Origin of the sequence: Citrobacter sp. Cpo015 (assembly GCF_030333035.1) — a bacterium.
Classification (GTDB): Bacteria; Pseudomonadota; Gammaproteobacteria; order Enterobacterales; family Enterobacteriaceae; genus Citrobacter; species Citrobacter portucalensis.
Map to the genome: position 1 here is coordinate 88,074 of NZ_JAOWGS010000028.1, position 23,422 is coordinate 111,495.

Sequence of the window (23,422 nt, forward strand, 5' to 3'; positions counted from 1 at the left end):
CGTTCCCGAAACGCAGCGAAGATCACAAATTAATGCTCAGAAAGCGATCAGGAGAGGGTGGAAGGAATAACGATTTGTCGTGGTTCGCTGCGGCCGTTGATCTGTTCGATCAGCTGCGAGGCCGCTTGTCGCCCGGCTTCGGCGTATCCTGGATCGACGGTGATAATTTCCGGATGGAGGAATTTCATCAGCGGCGTGCTGCCCACGCTCGCCAGCTGCAGGTTCTCAATCCGCTGCTCCTGCAGGTATTTGCTGACGCCAAGGGCAAGGGTATCCGTCGCACAGACTAAAGCGGTGGTTTCCGGGGTGATGACGTTGGCGGCCTGCTCATAGCCCTGCTTCATGGCCAGACCCGGCAGCGCGGCCACAGGATGTAGTTTGTGTTTTTTACAGAATGCCAGGTAGGCCTCATGGCGGCGTTTACCAGTGGTCACATCGCTATGCGGAACACCAAGAAAGCTAATATGGCGATGCTCGCGTTCGTATAAACGCTGCATCAGGGTACGAATGGCACCCTCATCGTCATAGCAGACGGAGGCAAAGCCTTTTGCATCTCTTGCCAGCAGCACCAGAGAATCTTGCCAGGAGGCGAGCATGGCTTCAGTAATGCCGGTAAAACCAAACAGCACCACGCCATCAATGTTGCGGCGTCTGAGCATGCCGAGATGTTCTTCAACCAGCTCGGGCGAGAACTGGCTTTCCATCATGATCGGATCGTAGCCCTGTTCATAAAAGGCGGGCAGCATGGTCTGCACGGCGAGATTTTCCGAAAGCGAGTCCAGACGCGTGACGATAATCGCCACCACCTTGTCGCTTTGTCCGCGCATGGCGCGTGCGGAGCGGGAAGGGGAAAAACCGTGCTGATTCATCACCGCCTCAACGCGTTCGCGGGTGCGTTCACTCACGCCGCTTTCATTGTTGAGCACACGGGAAACGGTTGATTTTCCCACACCGCTTAAGCGGGCGATGTCTTTAATGGTCAGCCGATTTTGCATCCTGTTTTCCCGTGTTGCGTGTGAAGTTATGCCAAATAGAGAATAACTTTACTCAAGCGCGGCGCAATGGGCAAAGTCTGGTATACGTTTGGTTTAGTTTCCATGGTTTATCATACCGCCATAATTGCCACAAACCTTATGGTTTTCTGCGTATAATCCGCGGCGCAAATCATTCACTTACCGGAGGCTATATGGATCCCGATCCCACCCCTCTCCCGAGATGGAGAAACAACCCTTTCCGGTAAGCCTGTCTTTCACTGTCTTACCGGAACAGTAAGACAGTGACGTTCTGACGTCCCTGTTGTGATTTTAATATTGCCACCAGGCAAGGCTTTGCCACGCCTGAAGGATTTACTGCGCCTGTTTATACTGGTGCAGAGGGACTGCCTATGTTCAAAAATATGACTCGCCAGCTGTTTGCCCGGCTAAGCCGCCATTTACCACATCGTCTGGTGCATCGCGATCCGTTGCCGAATGCTCAGACCGTTGCCAGCACACCGATCCCGCCATCGCTGAGCGAACATTGCCTGAAAATGGCGCTGATGGACGAAGACGCGCTGTGGAAAACGTTCGGCGCTCATCCGGAAGGCTTAAACGCCGCAGAAGTCGAGAACGCCCGCGAAATACATGGCGAGAACCAGTTGCCGGCACAGAAGCCGTCACCCTGGTGGGTGCATTTGTGGGTCTGCTATCGCAACCCGTTTAATATACTGCTGACCATTCTCGGGGCGATTTCCTATGCCACCGAAGATCTGTTTGCCGCTGGCGTCATCGCCCTGATGGTCGTCATCTCTACGCTGCTGAATTTTGTGCAGGAGGCGCGCTCCACCAAAGCGGCTGATGCGCTGAAAGCGATGGTCAGCAACACCGCCACGGTGCTGCGCGTCATCAACGAGAAAGGGGAGAACGGCTGGGTTGAACTGCCGATCGACCAGTTGGTTCCCGGCGATGTCATCAAGCTGGCGGCAGGGGATATGATCCCGGCCGATCTGCGCGTGGTGCAGGCTCGTGACCTGTTCGTCGCCCAGGCTTCGCTGACCGGTGAATCGCTGCCGGTGGAGAAAGTGGCAACCAGTCGCGATCCGCAGCAAAGCAACCCGCTGGAATGCGATACCCTGTGCTTTATGGGCACCAACGTGGTGAGCGGCACGGCGCAGGCCATCGTGATTTCAACCGGCGCCAATACCTGGTTCGGGCAACTGGCGGGTCGCGTCAGCGAGCAGGAAAGCGAGCAGAATGCCTTCCAGAAAGGGATCAGCCGCGTCAGCATGCTGCTGATCCGCTTTATGCTGGTGATGGCGCCCATCGTGCTTATTATCAACGGTTACACCAAAGGTGACTGGTGGGAAGCGGCGCTGTTTGCCCTGTCTGTGGCGGTGGGACTGACTCCAGAAATGCTGCCGATGATCGTCACCTCAACGCTGGCGCGTGGGGCGGTGAAGCTGTCAAAACAAAAGGTTATCGTTAAACACCTCGACGCTATCCAGAACTTTGGCGCGATGGATATCCTGTGCACCGATAAAACCGGCACCCTGACTCAGGATAAAATTGTACTTGAGAATCATACGGATATCTCTGGAAAGCCCAGCGAACATGTCCTGCATTCTGCGTGGCTGAACAGCCATTATCAGACCGGGCTGAAGAATCTGCTGGATACGGCGGTGCTGGAAGGTGTGGACGAAGAATCAGCCCGCCAGCTCTCGACTCGCTGGCAGAAAATCGATGAGATCCCGTTTGATTTTGAACGTCGCCGCATGTCGGTAGTGGTGGCAGAAGAAACCGATGTGCATCAGCTGGTCTGTAAAGGGGCGCTACAGGAGATCCTCAGCGTATGTACCCAGGTGCGTCACAACGGTGAGATAGTCCCGTTAGATGACAACATGCTGCGTCGGGTGAAACGCGTTACGGACACGCTGAACCGCCAGGGGCTGCGCGTGGTGGCGGTGGCGACGAAATACCTGCCAGCGCGTGAAGGTGATTACCAGCGTATTGATGAATCCGATCTGATCCTCGAAGGCTATATTGCGTTCCTCGATCCGCCGAAAGAGACCACCGCACCTGCGCTTAAAGCGCTGAAAGCCAGCGGCATTACGGTGAAAATCCTCACTGGCGATAGCGAATTGGTGGCGGCAAAAGTGTGTCATGAAGTGGGCCTGGATGCGGGCGATGTGGTTATCGGTAGCAGCATTGAAGGGTTAAGCGATGATGAGCTGGCTCGGCTTGCTCAGCGCACCACGCTGTTTGCCCGTCTGACGCCAATGCACAAAGAGCGCATTGTCACGCTGCTCAAGCGCGAAGGCCATGTGGTCGGCTTTATGGGCGATGGTATAAACGATGCCCCGGCGCTGCGCGCGGCGGACATTGGTATCTCCGTTGACGGCGCGGTTGATATTGCGCGTGAAGCGGCGGATATCATCCTGCTGGAAAAGAGCCTGATGGTGCTGGAAGAAGGGGTGATTGAAGGACGCCGTACCTTCTCTAACATGCTGAAGTACATCAAAATGACGGCAAGTTCAAACTTTGGTAACGTATTTAGCGTGCTGGTGGCGAGCGCCTTCTTACCGTTCCTGCCGATGTTACCGCTGCACTTACTGATTCAGAACCTGCTGTACGATGTATCCCAGGTGGCGATTCCGTTTGATAACGTCGACGAAGAGCAGATCAAAAAGCCGCAGCGCTGGAATCCCAGCGAATTGGGCCGCTTTATGATCTTCTTTGGACCGATCAGCTCGATCTTCGACATTCTGACCTTTTGCCTGATGTGGTTCGTCTTCCATGCCAATACACCTGAACATCAGACGTTGTTCCAGTCTGGCTGGTTCGTGGTGGGCCTGCTGTCGCAAACGTTGATTGTGCATATGATTCGTACCCGTCGCGTGCCGTTCATCCAGAGCCGCGCCGCGTGGCCGCTGATGCTGATGACGCTGGTGGTGATGGTCGTCGGCATTGCATTACCCTTCTCGCCGCTGGCCAGCTATCTGCAATTGCAGGCATTACCGCTGAGCTACTTCCCGTGGCTGATTGCGATTCTGGCGGGTTACATGACATTGACTCAATTAGTGAAAGGTTTTTATAGCCGTCGCTACGGCTGGCAGTAAACATCAAACGCCTCAGCAGGATGGTGTTAATACCATCCTGCATTCCTCATTTTCATTCGAAGATATTACCTCACAACATTAGTGTTTTATTTTTATTGAAATGCTAACGGGTGTTATTAGTATCAAATCGCCTTCCTTGCGTTGTTTTTTTATCAATAAAACGATCTGCATTGCAAAAATGAAACAGTGTGCTAAAAATTTTAAGCAACTACGATTTTTTGTGAACGCAGTCATCGAAATAAATTGTTACACCAGTTAGTCTGCGCAGGTAACGTCGTTAAGAAAGTTTCTCGCTGCCCGTTTTTAATTCCGGCAGTCATTTGCTCTGCAAGCTATTCCTGTTAATGGATATTATGAACTTCTGGAGAAGGACAAATGAAACTGACAAAAAACCTGTTAAGTCTGTGTATTGGCGCGTCTGTATTACTGATGAGTCATGCAACGCTGGCACAAACTTTTCGCGCCGCAGATGTGCATCCGGCTGATTACCCGAACGTTGTTGCTGTCAAACATATGGGGGAAAAACTTAGCGCCGCGACCGACGGGCGTCTGGAGATTAAAACATTTCCTGGTGGCGTGTTAGGCGATGAAAAACAGATGATTGAACAGGCGCAATTAGGCGCTATCGATATTATTCGTGTCTCAATGACGCCTGTTGCCGCCATTCTCCCTGAAATTAACGTGTTTACCCTGCCATATATTTTCCGCGATGAGGACCATCTGCATAAGGTTCTCGACGGCATGATCGGTCAGGAGATTGGCGACCGTCTGACGGCTAATACCAAATCGCGGCTGGTGTTTCTCGGCTGGATGGATGCCGGCACGCGTAACCTGATCACCAAAAATCCGGTGGTGAAACCGGAAGATTTACACGGTATGAAAATCCGCGTTCAAGGAAGTCCGATAGCGCTGGATACCCTGAAAGCGATGGGCGCTAACTCCGTTGTCATGGGCGTCAGTGAAGTATTTAGCGGCATGCAGACCGGCGTTATTGATGGCACGGAAAATAACCCGCCAACGTTTGTTGCGCATAACTATTTGCCGGTCGTGAAAAACTATACCTGGAGCAAACACTTTATTATTCCTGAGCTTTTTCTGTTTTCGAAAGCTAAATGGGATAAGTTGAAAAAAGAAGATCAGGATCTCATTATTAAACTCGCCAAGGAAGCACAGATAGAGCAACGAAAACTTTGGCAGGATTATAATGCGAAATCACTGGAGACCATGAAAGCCAACGGCGTTCAGTTCCACGATATTGATACGGACTATTTCTATAAAGCCACGCAGTCAGTGCGGGATAATTACGGTAAAGACCACCAGGATTTGATCAAACGTATTCAGGATGTGAAGTAATTCATCAGGTGGAGGATATCAACCCTCCGCCTGAATCTTTTGATTAATTCGAGGTGATAATTATGGGTGAATGCTATTCATCGGTAATGGATTTTCTTTATCGAGTGTCAATGTGGATTGCCGGTATCGCATTATTGGTCATGGTCGCCATTATCCCCATTGGCATATTCGCGCGTTATGTTCTGAATAACGCCCTGTCATGGCCTGAACCCGTCGCTATTCTCTGTATGGTGACATTCACCTTTATTGGCGCGGCGGTGAGCTATCGTGCAGGCTCGCATATCGCGGTGAGCATGGTGATTGACCGTCTGGGGGATGCTTCCCGCCGTTATTGCTCGGTAATCGCAGACGTTATGTTGGTGGCGATAAGCCTGTTTATCCTCTGGTACGGAACCAATCTCTGTCTTGAACTGTGGGACCAGCCCGTGGCGGAATTCCCGCTTTTAAGCGCCGGGCAAAACTATCTTCCGTTGCCGATTGGCTCTGCCATAACGCTGCTGTTTATCGCAGAAAAGATTTTCCGTGGTCCGCAGTACCAACGTCCCGTTGTCATGCTGGGATCGACCAGCTAGTTACCGCCCCCATTTCAGAAAGGAAAGCAGATGGATGCATTTATTCTCGTCTTTACGCTCGGCATTATGCTGGCGATTGGGGTACCGGTAGCGTACGCGGTTGGCATTAGCGCCATCATTGGGGCCTGGTATATTGATATTCCGCTGGAAGCGGTAATGATCCAACTGACCAGCGGGGTGAACAAGTTCTCTCTGTTAGCGATCCCATTCTTTATTCTGGCTGGGGCAATCATGGCCGAAGGGGGAATTGCGCGGCGACTGGTGAACTTTGCCTATATTTTTGTTGGTTTTATCCGCGGCGGACTGTCGCTGGTAAACATTGTGGCATCAACCTTTTTTGGCGCTATTTCCGGATCGTCTGTGGCTGATACCGCGTCCATCGGTTCGGTAATGATCCCGGAGATGGATAAAAAAGGTTATCCGCGTGACTTTGCCGCAGCGGTAACGGCCAGTGGTTCGGTACAGGCGATTCTTACGCCGCCCAGCCATAACTCGGTTATTTACTCGCTGGCGACCGGCGGCACGGTGTCGATTGCCGCGCTGTTTATCGCCGGGATCCTGCCGGGGCTGCTGTTAAGCCTCAGTCTGATGGTGATGTGTGTGGCTTTCGCGCACAAGCGCGGTTATCCAAAAGGAGAACGTGTACCGTTTCGCCAGGCGCTGAAGATTTTCGTTGATACGCTATGGGGCCTGATGACCGTTGTGATCATCATGGGCGGTATCCTGTCAGGTATCTTTACCGCAACGGAGTCTGCGGCAATTGCCTGCCTGTGGGCCTTCTTTGTCACCATGTTTATCTATCGTGACTATAAATGGTCTGAGCTGCCGAAGCTGATGTTCCGCACGGTGAAAACAGTCACTATCGTCATGATCCTGATAGGCTTTGCCGCCGCGTTCGGTGCTGTCATGACTTATATGCAGTTGCCGATGCGTATCACTGAAGCCTTCACCAGCATCTCGGACAACAAATACGTCATCCTGATGTGTATTAACATCATGCTGCTGCTGATCGGTACGCTGATGGATATGGCACCGCTGATCCTCATTCTGACGCCGGTTCTGCTGCCGGTGACCAACGCGCTCGGCATTGATCCGGTCCATTTCGGCATGATCATGCTGGTGAACTTAGGGATCGGACTGATTACGCCGCCGGTAGGGTCGGTGCTGTTTGTGGCCAGTGCGGTGAGTAAACAGAAAATAGAGCAGGTGGTGAAGGCGATGCTGCCGTTCTACCTCGTGCTATTCCTGGTGCTGTTATTAGTGACGTACATTCCGGCGATTTCGCTGTTCCTGCCGAAACTGTTTGGTGTGATGTGATAAATGCCCGGTGGCGCTTACGCTTACCGGGCCTGTAAACGACCCGTGCATTGGCCGGACGAGGCAAAGCCGCCATCCGGCACAAGGAGGCTTAGCGACGAACAGCGATCGCTTCAATCTCGATTTTCACGTCTTTCGGCAGACGGGCAACTTCTACGCAAGAACGTGCAGGGAAGGTCGCGTTGTGTTCGGTGAAGAACGCTTCGTAGGTCGCGTTTACAGTTGCGAAATCGTTCAGGTCTTTAACGAAAACGGTCGTTTTTACGATGTCGCCCACTTTCAGGCCTGCTGCTTCAACGATAGCTTTTACGTTTTCCAGCGACTGACGTGCCTGAGCGGACACGTCTTCCGCTACGGCACCGGTTTTCGGATCGACCGGGATCTGACCGGAAGTGATTACCATGCTACCCAGGTCAACGCCCTGAACGTATGGGCCGATTGCTGCTGGTGCATTTTCCGTCGCGATAGTCTTGCTCATGATTTCTCCTGAATTACAGCGGTAGTAGAATGTTCCCGCTCATTATAGGGAGCCGGGATCTCATAACCAACCCCAATTAGTTGGCCAGCACCACATAATGCGAAAACTCTTTTTCACAGTATTTGCATTTGAGTGCGATGTCATCAGCACGCTTTTTCACTGCAAAACTGGAGGAAACCGGCTCAGCATGGCTGATACAGTTGCTGTTCGGGCAAACCAGTACATTGTCGATACGCTCAGGCAGGCTCGGACGAGATTTACCCACCACGTCGTAATCGTCAATGCGGTTTACCGTTGCCTGTGGCGCGTACAGGGAGAGCTGGTTTACCTGCTCATCGGTCAGGAACGTGTTTTCAATTTTAATCAGGTCCTTACGGCCCATCTCGCCTGACGGCAGGTTCAGACCGATGGTGATACGCTGGTCGGTTTCCGTCAGTTTGAACAACGTCAGCAGCTTAAAACCAACCTGTGCGGGAATATGGTCAATCACGGTGCCACGTTTGATGGCTTCAACCTGCAGTTTGTTATCGTGTGTCATCTCTTTTTCTCCCTTACAGTGCCAGTTCGCTATTCAGTACCAGTGCCAGTAACGCCTGGCGGGCGAAGATGCCGTTGCCAGCCTGCTGGAAATACCAGGCGTGCGGCGTCTTGTCGACGTCGGTGGTGATCTCATCGATACGCGGCAGCGGATGCAGTACCTTCATGTTTGCTCTGGCGCCGTTCAGATCGCTGGCGCGCAGAACAAACTGCGCTTTCACGTTGGCGTATTCGGACGGGTCCAGACGCTCTTTTTGTACGCGGGTCATGTAGAGGATATCGACCTCCGCCATCACCTCTTCAATAGTGCCGTGCAGGCTCCAGGCGATACCTTTTTCATTCAACATATCCAGAATGTATTGCGGCATGGCCAACGCGTCCGGGGCGATGAAGTAGAAACGGTTACCTTCAAACTTCGCCAGCGCCTGGGTCAGGGAATGGACGGTGCGGCCATATTTCAGGTCACCCACCATGGCGATGTGCAGATTGTCCAGGCGACCCTGAGTTTCCTGAATGGTGAACAGATCCAGCAGCGTTTGGGTGGGATGTTGGTTGGATCCGTCGCCTGCGTTCAGTACCGGAACGTTACCAGAGAACTCCGTAGCCAGACGCGCGGCGCCTTCCTGCGGATGGCGCATTACGATGGCGTCGACATAGGTGCTGATGACGGAAATAGTGTCGGCCAGCGTTTCACCTTTTTTGCCCAGAGAGGTGTTGCTGCTGTCAGAGAAACCCACCACGCTGGCGCCCAGGCGGTGCATGGAGGTTTCAAAGGATAAACGGGTGCGGGTTGAGGCTTCAAAGAAGCAGCTGGCGATAACCTTATGCTTTAACAGCTCCGGCTGTGGGTTAGCTTTTAATTTCGCCGCTGTTGCGAGGACCAGATTGAGGTCATCGCGGCTGAGGTCGTTTATGGAAATGATGTGTTTTTGATAGAGCGGGTTAGCCATGTTTATCTCCTGACGCCTGGGCAAAAAAAAAGCCCCTCAATTGAGGGGCTCGGAATGGGTGATCAACGGAAAGAAAAACGGCAGGCCAGCGTCCTTTTTCAGACGCGGTAAGACAAAATGTCGTACACACTGAACCATACATCCTCCCGGCAAATTGTCCGCGATTATACTCAGCTCCGTTATGGGATCAAGCGAAAAATGCACAAATTATTCATCGCAAACGATTCTCATGAATATTCATTCACCCTGAGTGCCAAACAGCAACAATGAGATAAACATGCGTTGACGCAAAATATCGGCAAATAGCAGTCGTATGGCAGACCGTTTTTTCGTATAACAACTAAAATGAAACGATGTTTTAATTAAGGGGTTTGAGATGATTGTCGGCAATATTCACAACCTGGATGCCTGGCTGCCGGAAGAGCTGCGTCAGGCGATTGAACACATTAAAGCGCATGTGACGGATGAGACGGAAAAAGGTAAGCACGACATCGACGGCGATCGTCTGTTTTATCTGATTGCTGAAGATATGACGGAGCCGTTTGCACAGCGCCGCGCCGAGTATCACGCGCGCTATCTGGATATTCAGATCCTGCTCAAAGGTCAGGAAGGCATGACCTTCAGCACGCAGCCTGCGGGCGCGCCGGAAACTGACTGGCTGGCGGATAAAGATATCGCCTTCCTACCGGAAGGGGTACAGGAAAAAACGGTGGTGCTGAACGAAGGTGATTTCGTGGTGTTTTATCCGGGCGAAGTGCATAAACCGCTGTGCGCGGTCGGTGCACCAGCGCTGGTACGCAAAGCCGTGGTGAAAATGCGGGTGGCATAAGCGTATTTGCCGGGGGCGGCTTCGCCTTACCCGGCCTACGGGAGCGCGGTTGTAGGCCGGATAAGATGCTTAGCATCGCCATCCGGCATTCTTTTCATCCATGCTCTTACTTCGCCAGCGTCGCCACCATCACCGCTTTGATGGTGTGCATCCGGTTTTCCGCCTGATCAAATACGATGCTGGCGGATGATTCAAAGACCTCATCGGTCACTTCCATTCCACCGTGCAGACCATATTCCTGTGCCATTTGTTTGCCAAGCGTGGTTTGATCGTCATGAAACGCGGGCAGGCAGTGCAGGAATTTCACCTGCGGATTGCCGGTCAACGCCATCATCGCGCTATTAACCTGGTACTTACGCAGCAGCGCAATACGTTCGGCCCACTTCTCTTTTGCCTCGCCCATTGATACCCAGACGTCGGTATAGATGAAGTCTGCGTCTTTCACGCCCGTGGCGACATCTTCGGTCAGCGTAATATTGCCGCCGTTTTTCTGTGCCAGCGCTTTGCACTCCGCAACCAGACTTTCTTCCGGCCAGCAGGCCTGCGGTGCGACCAGACGCAGATCCAGCCCGGTTAACGCGGCGGCTTCCAGCATGGAATTGCCCATATTGTTACGGGCATCGCCGGTGTAGACCAGCGTCATCTCATTAAACGCTTTACCCGGCAGGTGTTCCAGCATAGTTAACAGATCCGCCAGGAGCTGGGTGGGATGAAACTCGTTGGTTAATCCGTTCCACACCGGAACTCCGGCATATTCCGCCAGCGTCTCGACAATCTCCTGACCGTGGCCCCGATACTGAATACCGTCGTACATGCGGCCGAGCACGCGGGCGGTGTCTTTGATCGACTCTTTATGGCCAATCTGGCTGCCGCTTGGCCCGAGGTATGTCACGCGCGCGCCCTGATCGTATGCGGCAACTTCGAAAGAGCAACGGGTACGGGTTGAGTCTTTTTCGAAGATGAGCGCGATGTTTTTACCGGTGAGCTTTGCGACTTCAGTGCCGTTTTTCTTTTCCGCCTTCAGCTGTGCGGCGAGCTGAAGCAGTGACGTGAGTTCAGCAGAGGTGAAATCAAGCAGTTTCAAAAAATGTTTCTGATAAAACGCAGACATGGTTCCCTCACATGGCTTAGGCCATTTATTGAATTAAAATTCAATTTATATGGATGTTTATTCATTTGCAACCTTGTTTAACAAATCTTTCCTGGAAAGGTGGAGGCAATGACAGCGGTATGTGACAATAAGAGTATCGGCAGGACATTATGAGGAACGAGCCATGGCAAACCCGGAACTACTGGAAGAGCAGCGTGAAGAAACACGCTTGATTATTGAAGAGTTACTCGAAGATGGCAGCGATCCAGACGCGCTGTACACCATCGAGCATCACCTTTCCGCGGATGACTTCGAAACCCTGGAAAAAGCGGCAGTAGAAGCCTTCAAGCTGGGTTATGAAGTGACCGAGCCGGAAGAGCTGGAAGTGGAAGAAGGCGACACGGTTATTTGCTGTGACATTCTGAGCGAATGTGCACTGAATGCGGAGTTGATCGATGCTCAGGTTGAGCAGCTGATGAACCTGGCTGAAAAATACGATGTGGAATACGACGGTTGGGGCACCTATTTTGAAGACCCGAACGGCGAAGAAGGTGAAGACGGCGACGATGAAGACCTCGTCGACGAAGATGATGACGGCGTGCGTCACTAAGTCATCAACTGACCTGCGGTAGCCCAGGCTGCCGCAGGCCAAGGACAAAGTATGGATTACCTGCAAATACTCTCCCCGATCCACAACTTCCTGCACTGTAAAACACCCCAGGCCTGGCTTGATAAAGCGCGGGACACGTCAAATCTGCCTCTGTTATTGACCGATCACCTCGTCTGTGAGCTGAAAGCGGCGCAAACGGCGATGCTGCTGGTGCGTAAGTATGTCGCGGATAAACAGGGATCGCAGGCGCTGCTGGACTGGCTGAAACCCTATGAAGCGTTTGCTTTCAGAGAAGGGGATGAGCCGGATTTTATCGCGCTGAATAAACAGATAAGCAAAAGCGTGATGCCGCAAACCGACGACCCGTGGGGACGCAAGCTTATCGACAGCATGGTTTTGCTGATCAAAGAAGAGCTGCATCATTTCTGGCAGGTGCGTGAGGCGATGATGAGCCGCAATATTCCCTATATCAAGATTACCGCCAGCCGTTATGCCAAAGGCATGCTCAAAGAGGTACGCACCCATGAGCCTTTAACGCTAATCGATAAACTGATATGCGGGGCTTACATTGAGGCGCGTTCCTGCGAAAGGTTCGCCGCGCTGGCACCGTATCTGGATGATGATCTGCAGGCGTTTTATCTGTCGCTGCTGCGATCCGAGGCGCGGCACTATCAGGACTATCTGGCGCTGGCGCAGCAGGTTTCGGCTGATGATATCAGTAGCCGGGTGCGGTTCTTTGGCGAAGTCGAAGCCGCGTTGATCACCTCTCCTGACGATGAATTCCGCTTCCACAGCGGTGTGCCAGCTTAGTTCCTTTCTTTGACGCGCGGTGTCCATCGCCGCGCGGTTTAATCCTTCCTCTTTCTGTTAGCAAAATCTGGTGGCTGGAAATCGCTCGCTGCTGCCGTAATAATCAAAACACACGAAGGGGAAATATATCCCCGTAACAGAGATGATTTGGCATAAGGATGGTTAATGAACTGGGCACACGTTTTGTTGGCAGGTTATATCGGGGCGGTGATTGCTATCGTCGTCGGCATGTTTCGCAAAAAAGGCTGGCTGGGCAAGATCTCCGGCGCGGTGGTTTTTGTGGTGGCGATCATCGCGTGGAATCTGTTTGATGTGCACTACCTGATCCCACGCGAAAGCCCGGATTATGGTCTGACCGAAGAGCAGCAATTTGAAAAGGCGATGCTCTCCAATCCGGCGTTTCAGGTGATTAAGGAGCAGGAACCTGAGCTGACACAAAAAATTATCAGCCAGGCAGCGCAGATGAAGAAAGCAGGGAGTAGCGAACAGCAGGTTATCGACGCGATACAGCCGCAAATTCTTCAGTTGCAAATGGCAAGATTGCAGCAGGCGCCAGATGCCAATGTCATTGAATATATGAAAATTAACCTTGAGCAGATCGCTGCTGTGGCCAAAATAGGTGATGACGAATGCTTCCGCTTTCTGTTTCCGGCAGTGAAAGGGGGGATTAACCCGGCACGTCTGGTTCCGCATGAGATCATGAACCGTCGTATGGCGAGTGATATGAGTATGATGCGTGCTGCCTATGGTCCGAACAAACATACGGTCACGGCAGAAGAGAAACAGCTGGCGTTGCAGGATCTGCAAGCAATAAGTCCTGGACTAGTACAGCGCTATGGGCCGGATATTCAGATCATGGCCGATCCGACTAAAGCGATCGGCAAAGAGAAGATTGCCTGTGAGATAGTGCAGGATCTCTGGTCACAGGTGCTGAAGCTGCCAACCGCCCGCGCGGCTGGCGTTATTCGACTGATGCTCTCAGCCGAGATGCAGTAACGCGGCTAAAGCCTCTCGGCGTAAGGTCAGAGGGGCTTTAACATTCGCACTTCACAATCCACGTGCCCGGTACAGCCCAGCGCTTCGCTGATATGCTCAAAGCCTAAATGCTCATACAGGCGGATTGCCTCAGTCAGAAACGCTGTGGTCTCCAGATAGCACTGTTTAAAACCCTGCTCGCGGGCATGTTCGAGCGCCATCAATGCCAGCTTTTTCGCCAGCCCCTGACCGCGCGCGCTCGACAGGAAGTACATCTTTTGCAGCTCGCAAATGCCTGGTTCACTACATCCTAACGGCGCAATGCCGCCGCCGCCCACGACTTCACCATTTTGCTCAACCACCCAGTAGGCCGCGCCCGGCTGGCTGTAAACCTGGAACAGTTCGTCCAGATTAGGGTCGGCAACGGTATAGCCCTTATCGGCGGTAAGCCCGTATTCAGCGGAAACTTTGCGGATAACACGGGCAATGGCGGCGTTATCATCGGCAGAAATTCGGCGCAGCGTTGCCGCGACGGAGGTAATGGCACTCATAGCGAACTCATGACATAAAAGTGAGACATATGCAGTTAATACCACTGCGGTGAGGGGAAGCGCAAGCGAGGATAATTCAATAAAAAGCCTCTGAGCATATGCGTCAGAGGCTTTATCGTCTGTGGTGTCGGATGAGCTACGCTTATCCGACCTACGATGACGGTGCCCGTTTGCCGGATAAGCTCAGCGCTATCCGGCATAGGCAATTACAGCGCGGCGATGACCGCCTGCTGTTCAATCAGCTTCGCTTTAGCTTCTGCGTAACCGTCCAGCTTCTCACGCTCTTTGGCGATGACTGCTTCCGGTGCGCGGGCAACGAAACCTTCGTTGGAAAGTTTGCCTTCGATACGGGCAATCTCACCTTCGATTTTCGCCACTTCTTTCGCCAGACGTGCCAGCTCATCTTCTTTGTTGATGAGGCCAGCCATCGGGATCAGCAGTTCGGCGCCGTCGATGATTTTGGTCACGGAGACCGGACCTTTGTCATCGGCTGGCAGCACGGTAATGCTTTCCAGACGTGCCAGGTTCAGCAGGAAGCTGCGGTTGTCGTTCACACGACGCATCGCATCAGCGCTGCAACCACGCAGCAGCAGCTCCAGCGGTTTGCCCGGGGCGATGTTCATTTCCGCACGGATGTTACGTACGGCAACGATCGCCTGCTTCAGCCATTCGGTATCAGCCAGCGCCGCTTCATCAACCTGCGCTGCGTTATATTCCGGGAACGGCTGCAGCATGATGGTATCTGCAGTGTTGCCACAAATCACTTTCACGCGCTGCCAGATGGTCTCGGTGATGAACGGAATGATTGGGTGCGCCAGGCGCAGCAGACCTTCCAGCACGGTAACCAGCGTATTGCGAGTGCCGCGCAGTTCAGATTCGGAACCACCGTTCATGACCGGCTTGGTCAGCTCCAGATACCAGTCGCAGAACTGGTTCCAGGTGAACTCGTACAGAATGCCCGCGGCGATATCGAAGCGGAAGTTATCCAGCGCTTCGCGGTACGCTTTGATGGTCTGGTTGAATTCAGCGAGGATCCAGCGGTCCGCCAGAGACAGGGTCATTTCGCCGCCGTTGAAGCCGCAATCCTGATCTTCGGTGTTCATCAGCACGAAGCGGCTGGCGTTCCACAGCTTGTTACAGAAGTTACGGTAACCTTCCAGACGCTTCATGTCCCAGTTGATATCGCGACCGGTAGAGGCCAGCGCTGCCAGGGTGAAACGCAGGGCGTCGGTGCCGTGCGGCTCGATGCCGTCCGGGAACTGCTTCTCGGTACGCTTGGCAATTTTCTCAGCCAGCTGCGGCTGCATCATGTTGCCGGTACGTTTCTCCAGCAGTTCTGCCAGAGATATACCGTCGACCATATCCAGCGGGTCAATCACGTTGCCCTTGGATTTGGACATCTTCTGGCCTTCGTCGTCACGAATCAGACCGGTCATGTAGACGGTCTTGAACGGAACCTGTGGCTTGCCGTTTTCATCTTTGATGAAGTGCATGGTCATCATGATCATGCGGGCAATCCAGAAGAAGATAATGTCGAAGCCGGAAACCATCACGCTGGTTGGGTGGAACTGACGCAGCGCGTCGGTATTTTCCGGCCAGCCCAGCGTAGAGAAGGTCCACAGTGCAGAAGAGAACCAGGTATCGAGAACGTCTTCGTCCTGACGCAGCGCAACGTCGGCGCCGAGGTTGTTTTCCTGACGCACTTCGTCTTCGGTACGGCCAACGTAGACATTGCCGTCGTTGTCATACCATGCCGGGATACGGTGACCCCACCACAGCTGACGGGAAATACACCAGTCCTGAATATCGCGCATCCAGGAGAAGTACATGTTTTCGTACTGCTTCGGTACGAACTGGATGTCGCCGTTCTCAACCGCTTCAACCGCCGGTTTTGCCAGCACGTCGGCACGGACGTACCACTGGTCGGTCAGCATCGGTTCGATAACCACGCCGCCACGGTCGCCGTAAGGTACGGTCAGGTCGTGCGGTTTAATTTCTTCCAGCAGCCCCAGGGCATCAACGGCGGCAACCACCGCTTTACGCGCAGCAAAACGTTCCAGCTTCTGGAACTCAGCCGGGATTTCATTGGAGTAAACGTCGGACTCTTCGCCTTTGGTGTCGTAAACTTCCGCGGTTTCGCGGATGTCGCCGTCAAAGGTCAGAATGTTGATCATCGGCAGGCCGTGACGTTTCCCGACTTCGTAGTCGTTAAAGTCGTGCGCCGGGGTGATCTTCACGCAGCCGGTGCCTTTTTCCATGTCGGCGTGTTCATCACCGACGATCGGAATGCGGCGGTTAACCAGCGGCAGAACAACGAATTTGCCAATCAGATCTTTATAGCGCGGATCTTCCGGGTTCACAGCCACGCCGGTATCACCCAGTACGGTTTCCGGACGGGTGGTGGCGACGACCAGGTAATCTTTACCGTCTGCGGTTTTCGCGCCGTCAGCCAGCGGATAGCGGATGTGCCACATGGAGCCTTTAGACTCGCGGTTTTCCACTTCCAGATCAGAAATAGCGGTGCGCAGTTTCGGGTCCCAGTTGACCAGACGCTTGCCACGGTAGATCAGATCTTCTTTGTACAGGCGAACAAAGACTTCTTTCACGGCATTGGAAAGACCTTCGTCCATAGTGAAGCGCTCGCGCTCCCAGTCAACGGAGTTGCCGAGACGGCGCATCTGACGGGTAATGGTGCCGCCGGATTCCGCTTTCCACTGCCAAATTTTGTCGATAAACGCTTCGCGACCGTAGTCGTGACGGGTTTTACCTTCTTCAGCGGCAATCTTACGCTCAACCACCATCTGGGTAGCGATACCCGCGTGGTCGGTACCGGCCTGCCACAGGGTGTTTTTACCCTGCATGCGCTGGTAGCGAATCATGGTATCCATGATGGTTTGCTGGAAAGCATGACCCATATGCAAACTGCCGGTGACGTTCGGCGGCGGGATCATGATGCAGAAGGACTCTTTGCTTTCATCGCCGTTAGGTTTGAAATAGCCCTGCTTTTCCCAGTGCTCGTAAAGCGGCTGTTCGATATCTTGTGGGTTGTATGTCTTTTCCATTATTTCCAGGTTGCCGTATTCAGGTTAAAACCAGCCACGCGGTAAGCTTTGTAGCGATCGCGTGCCGATTGTTTCAAAGAATCTTCGTAAGGAACGAAGTCTATCACTTCTGTGAAAGCGGTGGCAAAATCTGCAAAGCCAACGCGCAAACTGATGAGCAGGTCGCGCGGGCTGCTATTGCGTTTCTCCGGCCAGGCAATCTCTACCGGCGCGCCACCTCTGGGGCCTTCTCCCGCCAGATTATGCGGAACAAAACTTTCTGCCGGTCTCGCCCACAGAGCTTCATCCAGTCGAAGAGCCTGCTTTTCGTTTTCACAGGCGATCAGCACGCGCTTGCCAGCACGCCAACGTTCTGCGGCAATTTCACACACCAGTTGTTCAACGGCGCTTAAGCCATCGACGGTGTTGTCATTGTCCAGAATATAGAACGTTGCGTTTCTCATGATATGGGGCTTCTTGTTGTGGATTTAAATGCAAAGCCGGGTGGCGCTACGCTTACCCGGCCTACGGTTGAGTGACGTTGTAGGCCGGGTAAGGCGAAGCCGCCACCCGGCGTTTTACATCACTCTTCGCCGTTAAAACCGGCACGATTGAGCAGGAACTGCGACAGCAGCGCGACCGGACGACCGGTTGCGCCTTTGGCTTTCCCTGAACGCCATGCGGTACCGGCGATATCCAGGTGCGCCCAGTTGTACTTACGGGTAAAACGTGACAGGAAGCAGCCCGCGGTAATGGCACCGCCAGGACGTCCGCCGATGTTCGCCATATCCGCAAAGTTGGACTCTAACTGCTCCTGGTATTCATCACCCAGCGGCAAACGCCACGCGCGGTCACCAGCCTGCTCGGACGCACCGATCAGCTCATGCGCCAGTGGGTTGTGGTTCGACATCAAGCCGGTGATGTGATGGCCCAGCGCAATCACACACGCGCCGGTCAGGGTCGCGACGTCAATCACCGCTTCTGGCTCAAAGCGCTCGACGTAGGTTAACACGTCGCACAGCACCAGACGGCCTTCGGCATCCGTATTGAGCACTTCAACGGTCTGTCCAGACATCGTGGTCAGCACGTCGCCTGGGCGATACGCGCGGCCACCCGGCATGTTTTCACAGCCCGCCAGCACGCCGACAACGTTGATGGGGAGCTGAAGCTCGGCCACCATGCGCATCACGCCGTATACCGCTGCCGCGCCGCACATGTCGTATTTCATCTCATCCATGCCTTCGGCAGGTTTGATGGAGATACCGCCGGAGTCAAAGGTTAACCCTTTACCGACCAGCACAATCGGACGCGCGTCTTCGGACGGATTGCCTTTGTACTCGATGACCGACATCAGCGACTCGTTCTGCGAGCCGTGACCGACGGCCAGATAAGAGTGCATGCCCAGCTCTTTCATTTGCTGCTCGCCGATTACACGGGTCACAACATTTTTGCTGTAGCTGTCTGCCAGCTGGCGCGCCTGAGAGGCCAGGTAGGCGGCGTTACAGATGTTCGGCGGCATGTTGCCAAGATCTTTTGCCGCTTTAATGCCGGCGGCGATCGCCAGACCGTGTTGGATCGCACGCTCACCGCTGGTCAGTTCGCGGCGAGTCGGCACGTTGAAGACCATTTTACGCAGCGGGCGACGTGGCTCGCTTTTGTTGGTCTTCAGCTGATCAAAGCTGTACAGCGTTTCCTGTGCCGTCTCAACGGCCTGACGCACTTTCCAGTAGTTATTGCGCCCTTTGACGTGCAGCTCAGTCAGAAAGCAGACGGCTTCCATTGAGCCTGTATCATTCAGGGTATTGATGGTTTTCTGAATGACCTGCTTGTACTGGCGCTCATCAAGTTCGCGCTCTTTGCCACAACCAATAAGGAGAATTCGCTCAGACAGAACGTTAGGAACATGGTGCAGCAACAGGGTTTGACCCGGTTTGCCTTCCAGTTCGCCGCGACGCAGCAGTGCGCTGATGTACCCGTCGCTGATCTTGTCGAGCTGCTCTGCAATCGGAGAGAGGCGGCGTGGTTCAAAGACACCCACGACGATGCACGCACTCCGCTGTTTCTCCGGGCTACCGCTTTTTACACTGAACTCCATGCACTACGCTCCTGAATCTTAAAGACAACGGCGGTGGCTACGGATAGAATTGCAAGCTTTCGTAACTCATACCCGCTGTTGCGGTGACTTCGTGTTAATCTTAACGTTATTACGGCATTGGCACGTCAGAACAATTTCTGAGAGGTGGATCCGTTGAGTATAATGATCTTAGCGACGATTTCGACGACTCAAGAGAATAAATGACGTTTAAGCCATGAAACAAGCTAAATTCCGGCAAAAGACGGGTTTTTACGGGCGTATTTAAAGTGATAATCATAAGATATCTGGTTCGGGAAACGCTCAAAAGCCAACTTGCGATCCTATTCATCCTGCTTTTGATCTTCTTTTGTCAAAAGTTGGTCAGGATCCTTGGTGCGGCGGTTGACGGTGATATCCCGGCAAATCTGGTGCTCTCGCTGCTGGGGCTGGGCGTGCCAGAAATGGCGCAACTTATCTTGCCCTTAAGCCTGTTCCTCGGGCTGTTGATGACGCTGGGCAAACTGTATACCGAAAGTGAAATTACGGTCATGCACGCCTGCGGGCTGAGCAAGGCAGTGCTCGTGAAAGCGGCGATGGTGCTGGCGCTGTTTACCAGTATTATTGCGGCGGTCAACGTGATGTGGGCCGGGCCGTGGTCCTCCAGACATCAGGACGAAGTCCTGGCGGAGGCGAAAGCGAACCCCGGTATGGCGGCGCTTGCTCAGGGGCAATTCCAGCAGGCGACCAACGGCAGTTCGGTGCTGTTTATCGAAAGCGTTGACGGCAGCAACTTCAAAGACGTGTTCCTCGCGCAAATCCGCCCGAAAGGCAACGCTCGTCCTTCGGTCGTCGTAGCCGATTCCGGACATCTTACCCAGATGCGTGATGGCTCTCAGGTCGTGACGCTGAACCAGGGGACGCGCTTTGAAGGTACCGCGCTGCTGCGCGATTTCCGCATTACCGACTTCCAGGATTATCAGGCGATTATCGGTCATCAGGCCGTGGCACTGGATCCAAATGATACCGACCAGATGAACATGCGTACGCTGTGGACGACCGACACCGATCGTGCCCGCGCGGAGCTAACCTGGCGTATCACGTTAGTATTCACCGTATTTATGATGGCGCTGATGGTCGTACCGCTGAGCGTGGTGAACCCGCGTCAGGGGCGCGTGCTGTCGATGCTGCCAGCAATGCTGCTCTATTTGCTGTTCTTCCTGGTTCAGACGTCGCTGAAGTCGAACGGTGGCAAAGGTAAGCTGGATCCGGTGTTCTGGATGTGGACGGTTAACCTGGCGTATCTGGCGCTGGCGATTGTGCTTAACCTCTGGGATACGGTGCCGATGCGCCGCTTACGTGCCCGTTTTATGCGTAAAGGAGCGGTATAATGCAGCCTTTTGGTGTACTTGACCGCTATATCGGTAAAACCATTTTCACCACCATCATGATGACGCTGTTCATGCTGGTGTCGCTCTCCGGGATCATCAAGTTCGTTGACCAGCTGAAAAAAGCCGGGCAGGGGAGCTACGATGCGATGGGCGCCGGGCTGTATACCCTGCTCAGTGCGCCGAAAGATATCCAGATCTTCTTCCCGATGGCGGCGCTGCTGGGGGCATTGCTGGGGCTGGGCATGCTGGCCCAGCGCAGTGAACTGGTGGTGATGCAGGCTTCCGGCTTTACCCGTATGCAGGTGGCGTTGTCGGTGATGAAAACCGCGATTCCGCTGGTGCTGCTGACGATGGCTATCGGCGAATGGGTTGCGCCACAAGGCGAACAGATGGCACGTAACTACCGTGCGCAGCAGATGTACGGCGGCTCGCTGCTCTCTACCCAGCAGGGTTTGTGGGCGAAAGACGGTGACAGCTTTGTCTACATCGAGCGGGTGAAAGGCGACGCAGAGTTAGGCGGGATTAGCATCTACTCGTTTAACGACAAGCGCCGTCTGCAGTCTGTACGCTACGCTGCGAGCGCGACGTTTGACCCGGAGCAGAAGGTCTGGCGTTTGTCGCAGGTGGATGAATCCAACCTGACCGATCCGAAGCAAATCACCGGCTCGCAAACGGTAAGCGGCACCTGGAAAACCAACCTGACACCCGACAAGCTCGGCGTTGTGGCGTTGGATCCTGATGCGCTGTCGATTAGCGGTCTGCATAACTACGTGAAGTACCTGAAGTCGAGCGGCCAGGATGCCGGACGCTACCAGCTCAATATGTGGAGCAAAGTCTTCCAGCCGCTGTCGGTGGCGGTCATGATGCTGATGGCGCTGTCGTTTATCTTTGGTCCGCTGCGTAGCGTCCCGATGGGTGTGCGCGTGGTGACAGGGATTAGCTTCGGCTTTGTGTTCTATGTGCTGGACCAAATCTTTGGCCCGCTGACGCTGGTGTACGGCATTCCGCCGATTATCGGTGCGCTGCTGCCAAGCGCCAGCTTCTTCCTGATAAGCTTGTGGCTAATGCTACGTAAGTCGTAATCACAGTAATCGTAGGCCTGATAGCGTTGCGCTTTTCAGGCCTACTCCGGACCCGTAACACGGGGCTAGCGTTTTCTCCCGCCCATCAAACTCCCCAACATGCCGCGGATTATCTGATTGGTAACCTGCCTCGCTGCGCTTTTCGCCACGCTCTGCACTACGCCATCGCGCTTACCGCCGCGGGGGCCGGTGCTGCCAAACAGAATATCCTTCAACCCACCGAGAATACCGCCATCCACATCGACAGCTTTACCGTTGGCGGGAGGTGTATTTTGCTGCTCGGTACTGGCCTGCACGCCTTGCTGTAAACGTTCATAGGCGGACTCGCGGTCGATCTCTTCTTCATATTTGCCGTACAACGAAGAGTGATTAATCAGTCCGTTGCGCTCGTCGTCCGTCACCGGTCCCATCCGTGAGTATGGCGCAATCACCATTGCTCGTTCAACCACCGACGGGCTACCTTTGGCGTCCAGAAACGACACCAGCGCCTCACCGGTACCCAGCTCCTGAATGGCTTTTTCGGTATCAAATGCCGGGTTGGCGCGCATGGTTTGCGCCGCGCTTTTCACCGCTTTCTGGTCTTTCGGCGTGAACGCGCGCAAGGCGTGCTGCACGCGGTTTCCCAACTGACCAAGCACGTTGTCCGGAATATCCGACGGGTTTTGCGAGACGAACCACACGCCGACCCCTTTCGAGCGGATCAGGCGGATCACCTGTTCGATTTTATCCAGCAGCACCTGCGGAGCATCGTTGAACAGCAGGTGCGCTTCATCGAAGAAAAACACCAGTTTTGGTTTTTCCAGATCGCCCGCTTCCGGCAGCTGTTCGTACAGCTCGGAGAGCATCCACAGCAGGCTGGCGGCGTACAGTTTGGGCATCTGATAGAGCTTCTCGGCGCTGAGGATATTAATCATCCCTTTGCCGCTGGCGTCGGTACGCATCCAGTCTTTGATGTCCAGCATCGGTTCGCCAAAGAAGTGTGCCGCGCCCTGTTGCTCCAGCGATAGCAGCCCGCGCTGGATCGCCCCGACCGAGGCGCTACTGATATTGCCGTACTGATTCTGGAAGGATTTAGCGTTATCGCCAATGTACTGGGTGATAGCCCGCAGGTCTTTGAAATCGAGCAGCAACAGACCCTGGTCATCGGCAATGCGGAAGATAATATCCAGCACGCCGGACTGCACGTCGTTGAGGTTCAGCAGACGGGCCAGCAGCAGCGGCCCGAGGTCAGATACCGTGGCCCGCACAGGGTGACCTTTTTCGCCGAAGATATCCCACACCGTGACCGGATTAGCATGCGGTTGCCAGTCGGTAATGCCGATATTTTTCAGGCGGGCGAGCAGCTTTTCAGAGGTTTGTCCTTCCTCGGCCACGCCGGTTAAGTCACCTTTCACATCGGCCATAAATACCGGTACGCCAATCTCGGACAGCGATTCGGCCAGCTTCTGTAGCGTGACGGTTTTACCGGTCCCGGTCGCGCCGGTAATCAGCCCATGACGGTTAGCCATGCCTGGCAGTAAAAACAGTTCGGTGTCCGGCGTGCGGGCAATTAGCAGGGGTGCGCTCATTGAGATTTCCTCCATTTATCCTGCCTGGAGTATAGGCAACCGTGACGCACTCTTCACCGCTAAATTACGGAGATTGTGAGGAGAATTTAACCTGTCTGGAATAG

At 53.9% G+C, this 23,422-nt stretch carries 26 protein-coding genes; 13 read left to right on the forward strand and 13 right to left on the reverse strand.

Annotated features, from left to right (window positions below; translation table 11 throughout):
- Positions 1 to 47: 47 nt before the first annotated feature.
- The gene (gene treR, locus OGY67_RS09665; RefSeq protein ID WP_032942194.1) at positions 48 to 995 is read right to left on the reverse strand and encodes a trehalose operon repressor TreR; all 948 of its coding nucleotides are present in this window, start codon (positions 993 to 995) and stop codon (positions 48 to 50) included.
- A 191-nt stretch (positions 996 to 1,186) separates the two neighbouring features.
- Between treR and mgtL the strand changes: the two genes are divergently transcribed.
- From mgtL to OGY67_RS09685, 5 genes are all read left to right on the forward strand, one after another.
- Entirely contained in the window at positions 1,187 to 1,240 is a 54-nt protein-coding gene (gene mgtL / locus OGY67_RS23705) for a mgtA regulatory leader peptide MgtL (RefSeq protein WP_223240846.1), read from the forward strand.
- A 144-nt stretch (positions 1,241 to 1,384) separates the two neighbouring features.
- Positions 1,385 to 4,093 (forward strand): magnesium-translocating P-type ATPase, encoded by a 2,709-nt coding sequence (gene mgtA / locus OGY67_RS09670; RefSeq protein WP_032942195.1) that lies wholly within the window; start codon positions 1,385 to 1,387, stop codon positions 4,091 to 4,093.
- A gap of 375 nt (positions 4,094 to 4,468) precedes the next feature.
- Complete coding sequence (locus OGY67_RS09675; protein WP_008786055.1) at positions 4,469 to 5,446, forward strand: TRAP transporter substrate-binding protein; 978 nt, start codon at positions 4,469 to 4,471, stop codon at positions 5,444 to 5,446.
- Between the two features lie 62 nt (positions 5,447 to 5,508).
- Positions 5,509 to 6,018 carry a TRAP transporter small permease gene (locus OGY67_RS09680; protein ID WP_020996255.1) on the forward strand — a complete coding sequence of 170 codons (510 nt, stop codon included), beginning with the start codon at positions 5,509 to 5,511 and terminating at the stop codon, positions 6,016 to 6,018.
- A 30-nt stretch (positions 6,019 to 6,048) separates the two neighbouring features.
- Entirely contained in the window at positions 6,049 to 7,335 is a 1,287-nt protein-coding gene (locus OGY67_RS09685; RefSeq protein WP_057066551.1) for a TRAP transporter large permease, read from the forward strand.
- Positions 7,336 to 7,426: 91 nt separating this feature from the next.
- Here OGY67_RS09685 and ridA read toward each other — a convergent pair whose 3' ends face one another.
- The 5 genes from ridA to pyrL form a co-directional block, all read right to left on the reverse strand.
- The gene (ridA, locus tag OGY67_RS09690) at positions 7,427 to 7,813 is read right to left on the reverse strand and encodes a 2-iminobutanoate/2-iminopropanoate deaminase (protein ID WP_000047544.1); all 387 of its coding nucleotides are present in this window, start codon (positions 7,811 to 7,813) and stop codon (positions 7,427 to 7,429) included.
- A gap of 76 nt (positions 7,814 to 7,889) precedes the next feature.
- Complete coding sequence (gene pyrI / locus OGY67_RS09695; RefSeq protein WP_003025816.1) at positions 7,890 to 8,351, reverse strand: aspartate carbamoyltransferase regulatory subunit; 462 nt, start codon at positions 8,349 to 8,351, stop codon at positions 7,890 to 7,892.
- Between the two features lie 13 nt (positions 8,352 to 8,364).
- Entirely contained in the window at positions 8,365 to 9,300 is a 936-nt protein-coding gene (gene pyrB / locus OGY67_RS09700) for an aspartate carbamoyltransferase (protein WP_003025818.1), read from the reverse strand.
- 2 nt (positions 9,301 to 9,302) lie between these two features.
- A complete protein-coding gene (locus OGY67_RS23710) occupies positions 9,303 to 9,356 on the reverse strand; it encodes a pyrBI operon leader peptide (RefSeq protein ID WP_106875647.1) in 54 nt (17 codons plus the stop codon).
- Positions 9,337 to 9,438 carry a pyr operon leader peptide gene (gene pyrL / locus OGY67_RS09705; RefSeq protein WP_003025819.1) on the reverse strand — a complete coding sequence of 34 codons (102 nt, stop codon included), beginning with the start codon at positions 9,436 to 9,438 and terminating at the stop codon, positions 9,337 to 9,339. The genes OGY67_RS23710 and pyrL overlap by 20 nt, the downstream gene beginning before the upstream one ends.
- On the opposite strand from pyrL, the gene OGY67_RS09710 reads away from it, so the two are divergent.
- A complete protein-coding gene (locus tag OGY67_RS09710; RefSeq protein ID WP_167820377.1) occupies positions 9,418 to 9,570 on the forward strand; it encodes a hypothetical protein in 153 nt (50 codons plus the stop codon). The genes pyrL and OGY67_RS09710 overlap by 21 nt on opposite strands.
- 106 nt (positions 9,571 to 9,676) lie before the next feature.
- Positions 9,677 to 10,129 (forward strand): YhcH/YjgK/YiaL family protein, encoded by a 453-nt coding sequence (locus OGY67_RS09715; RefSeq protein ID WP_048215052.1) that lies wholly within the window; start codon positions 9,677 to 9,679, stop codon positions 10,127 to 10,129.
- A gap of 106 nt (positions 10,130 to 10,235) precedes the next feature.
- Here OGY67_RS09715 and argF read toward each other — a convergent pair whose 3' ends face one another.
- The gene (gene argF, locus OGY67_RS09720) at positions 10,236 to 11,240 is read right to left on the reverse strand and encodes an ornithine carbamoyltransferase (protein WP_286573894.1); all 1,005 of its coding nucleotides are present in this window, start codon (positions 11,238 to 11,240) and stop codon (positions 10,236 to 10,238) included.
- Positions 11,210 to 11,305 (reverse strand): putative translational regulatory protein ArgL, encoded by a 96-nt coding sequence (argL, locus tag OGY67_RS23785; protein ID WP_370867251.1) that lies wholly within the window; start codon positions 11,303 to 11,305, stop codon positions 11,210 to 11,212. Before argL ends, argF begins: the two co-directional genes overlap by 31 nt.
- A gap of 98 nt (positions 11,306 to 11,403) precedes the next feature.
- Between argL and rraB the strand changes: the two genes are divergently transcribed.
- The 3 genes from rraB to OGY67_RS09735 all read left to right on the forward strand — a co-directional run bounded on the left by rraB (position 11,404) and on the right by OGY67_RS09735 (position 13,635).
- A complete protein-coding gene (gene rraB, locus OGY67_RS09725) occupies positions 11,404 to 11,829 on the forward strand; it encodes a ribonuclease E inhibitor RraB (RefSeq protein ID WP_003025845.1) in 426 nt (141 codons plus the stop codon).
- A 51-nt stretch (positions 11,830 to 11,880) separates the two neighbouring features.
- Positions 11,881 to 12,639, forward strand: a complete 759-nt coding sequence (gene miaE, locus OGY67_RS09730; RefSeq protein WP_286573895.1) for a tRNA isopentenyl-2-thiomethyl-A-37 hydroxylase MiaE — start codon at positions 11,881 to 11,883, stop codon at positions 12,637 to 12,639.
- A gap of 165 nt (positions 12,640 to 12,804) precedes the next feature.
- Positions 12,805 to 13,635 (forward strand): hypothetical protein, encoded by an 831-nt coding sequence (locus OGY67_RS09735; RefSeq protein ID WP_032942198.1) that lies wholly within the window; start codon positions 12,805 to 12,807, stop codon positions 13,633 to 13,635.
- A 26-nt stretch (positions 13,636 to 13,661) separates the two neighbouring features.
- Here the strand turns inward: OGY67_RS09735 and OGY67_RS09740 are convergent, their stop codons facing one another.
- The 4 genes from OGY67_RS09740 to pepA all read right to left on the reverse strand — a co-directional run bounded on the left by OGY67_RS09740 (position 13,662) and on the right by pepA (position 19,301).
- The gene (locus OGY67_RS09740; RefSeq protein WP_286573896.1) at positions 13,662 to 14,165 is read right to left on the reverse strand and encodes a GNAT family N-acetyltransferase; all 504 of its coding nucleotides are present in this window, start codon (positions 14,163 to 14,165) and stop codon (positions 13,662 to 13,664) included.
- 206 nt (positions 14,166 to 14,371) lie between these two features.
- Positions 14,372 to 17,227, reverse strand: coding sequence for a valine--tRNA ligase (locus OGY67_RS09745; RefSeq protein ID WP_008786064.1), 2,856 nt, complete (start codon positions 17,225 to 17,227; stop codon positions 14,372 to 14,374).
- Positions 17,227 to 17,670, reverse strand: a complete 444-nt coding sequence (gene holC / locus OGY67_RS09750) for a DNA polymerase III subunit chi (protein ID WP_003830256.1) — start codon at positions 17,668 to 17,670, stop codon at positions 17,227 to 17,229. The genes OGY67_RS09745 and holC overlap by 1 nt, the downstream gene beginning before the upstream one ends.
- A gap of 119 nt (positions 17,671 to 17,789) precedes the next feature.
- A complete protein-coding gene (pepA, locus tag OGY67_RS09755) occupies positions 17,790 to 19,301 on the reverse strand; it encodes a leucyl aminopeptidase (protein WP_003025870.1) in 1,512 nt (503 codons plus the stop codon).
- Between the two features lie 153 nt (positions 19,302 to 19,454).
- Here pepA and OGY67_RS09760 point away from each other — a divergent pair, with 153 nt between their 5' ends.
- The 3 genes from OGY67_RS09760 to lptG all read left to right on the forward strand — a co-directional run bounded on the left by OGY67_RS09760 (position 19,455) and on the right by lptG (position 21,750).
- Positions 19,455 to 19,505, forward strand: a complete 51-nt coding sequence (locus OGY67_RS09760; RefSeq protein ID WP_212723231.1) for a hypothetical protein — start codon at positions 19,455 to 19,457, stop codon at positions 19,503 to 19,505.
- Positions 19,506 to 19,567: 62 nt separating this feature from the next.
- On the forward strand, positions 19,568 to 20,668 hold the full coding sequence (gene lptF / locus OGY67_RS09765; protein WP_032942200.1) for an LPS export ABC transporter permease LptF: 1,101 nt from the start codon (positions 19,568 to 19,570) through the stop codon (positions 20,666 to 20,668).
- Positions 20,668 to 21,750 carry an LPS export ABC transporter permease LptG gene (lptG, locus tag OGY67_RS09770; protein WP_008786067.1) on the forward strand — a complete coding sequence of 361 codons (1,083 nt, stop codon included), beginning with the start codon at positions 20,668 to 20,670 and terminating at the stop codon, positions 21,748 to 21,750. Before lptF ends, lptG begins: the two co-directional genes overlap by 1 nt.
- Positions 21,751 to 21,815: 65 nt before the next feature.
- Here lptG and OGY67_RS09775 read toward each other — a convergent pair whose 3' ends face one another.
- Positions 21,816 to 23,318 (reverse strand): helicase HerA-like C-terminal domain-containing protein, encoded by a 1,503-nt coding sequence (locus tag OGY67_RS09775; protein WP_286573897.1) that lies wholly within the window; start codon positions 23,316 to 23,318, stop codon positions 21,816 to 21,818.
- Positions 23,319 to 23,422 lie beyond the last annotated feature (104 nt).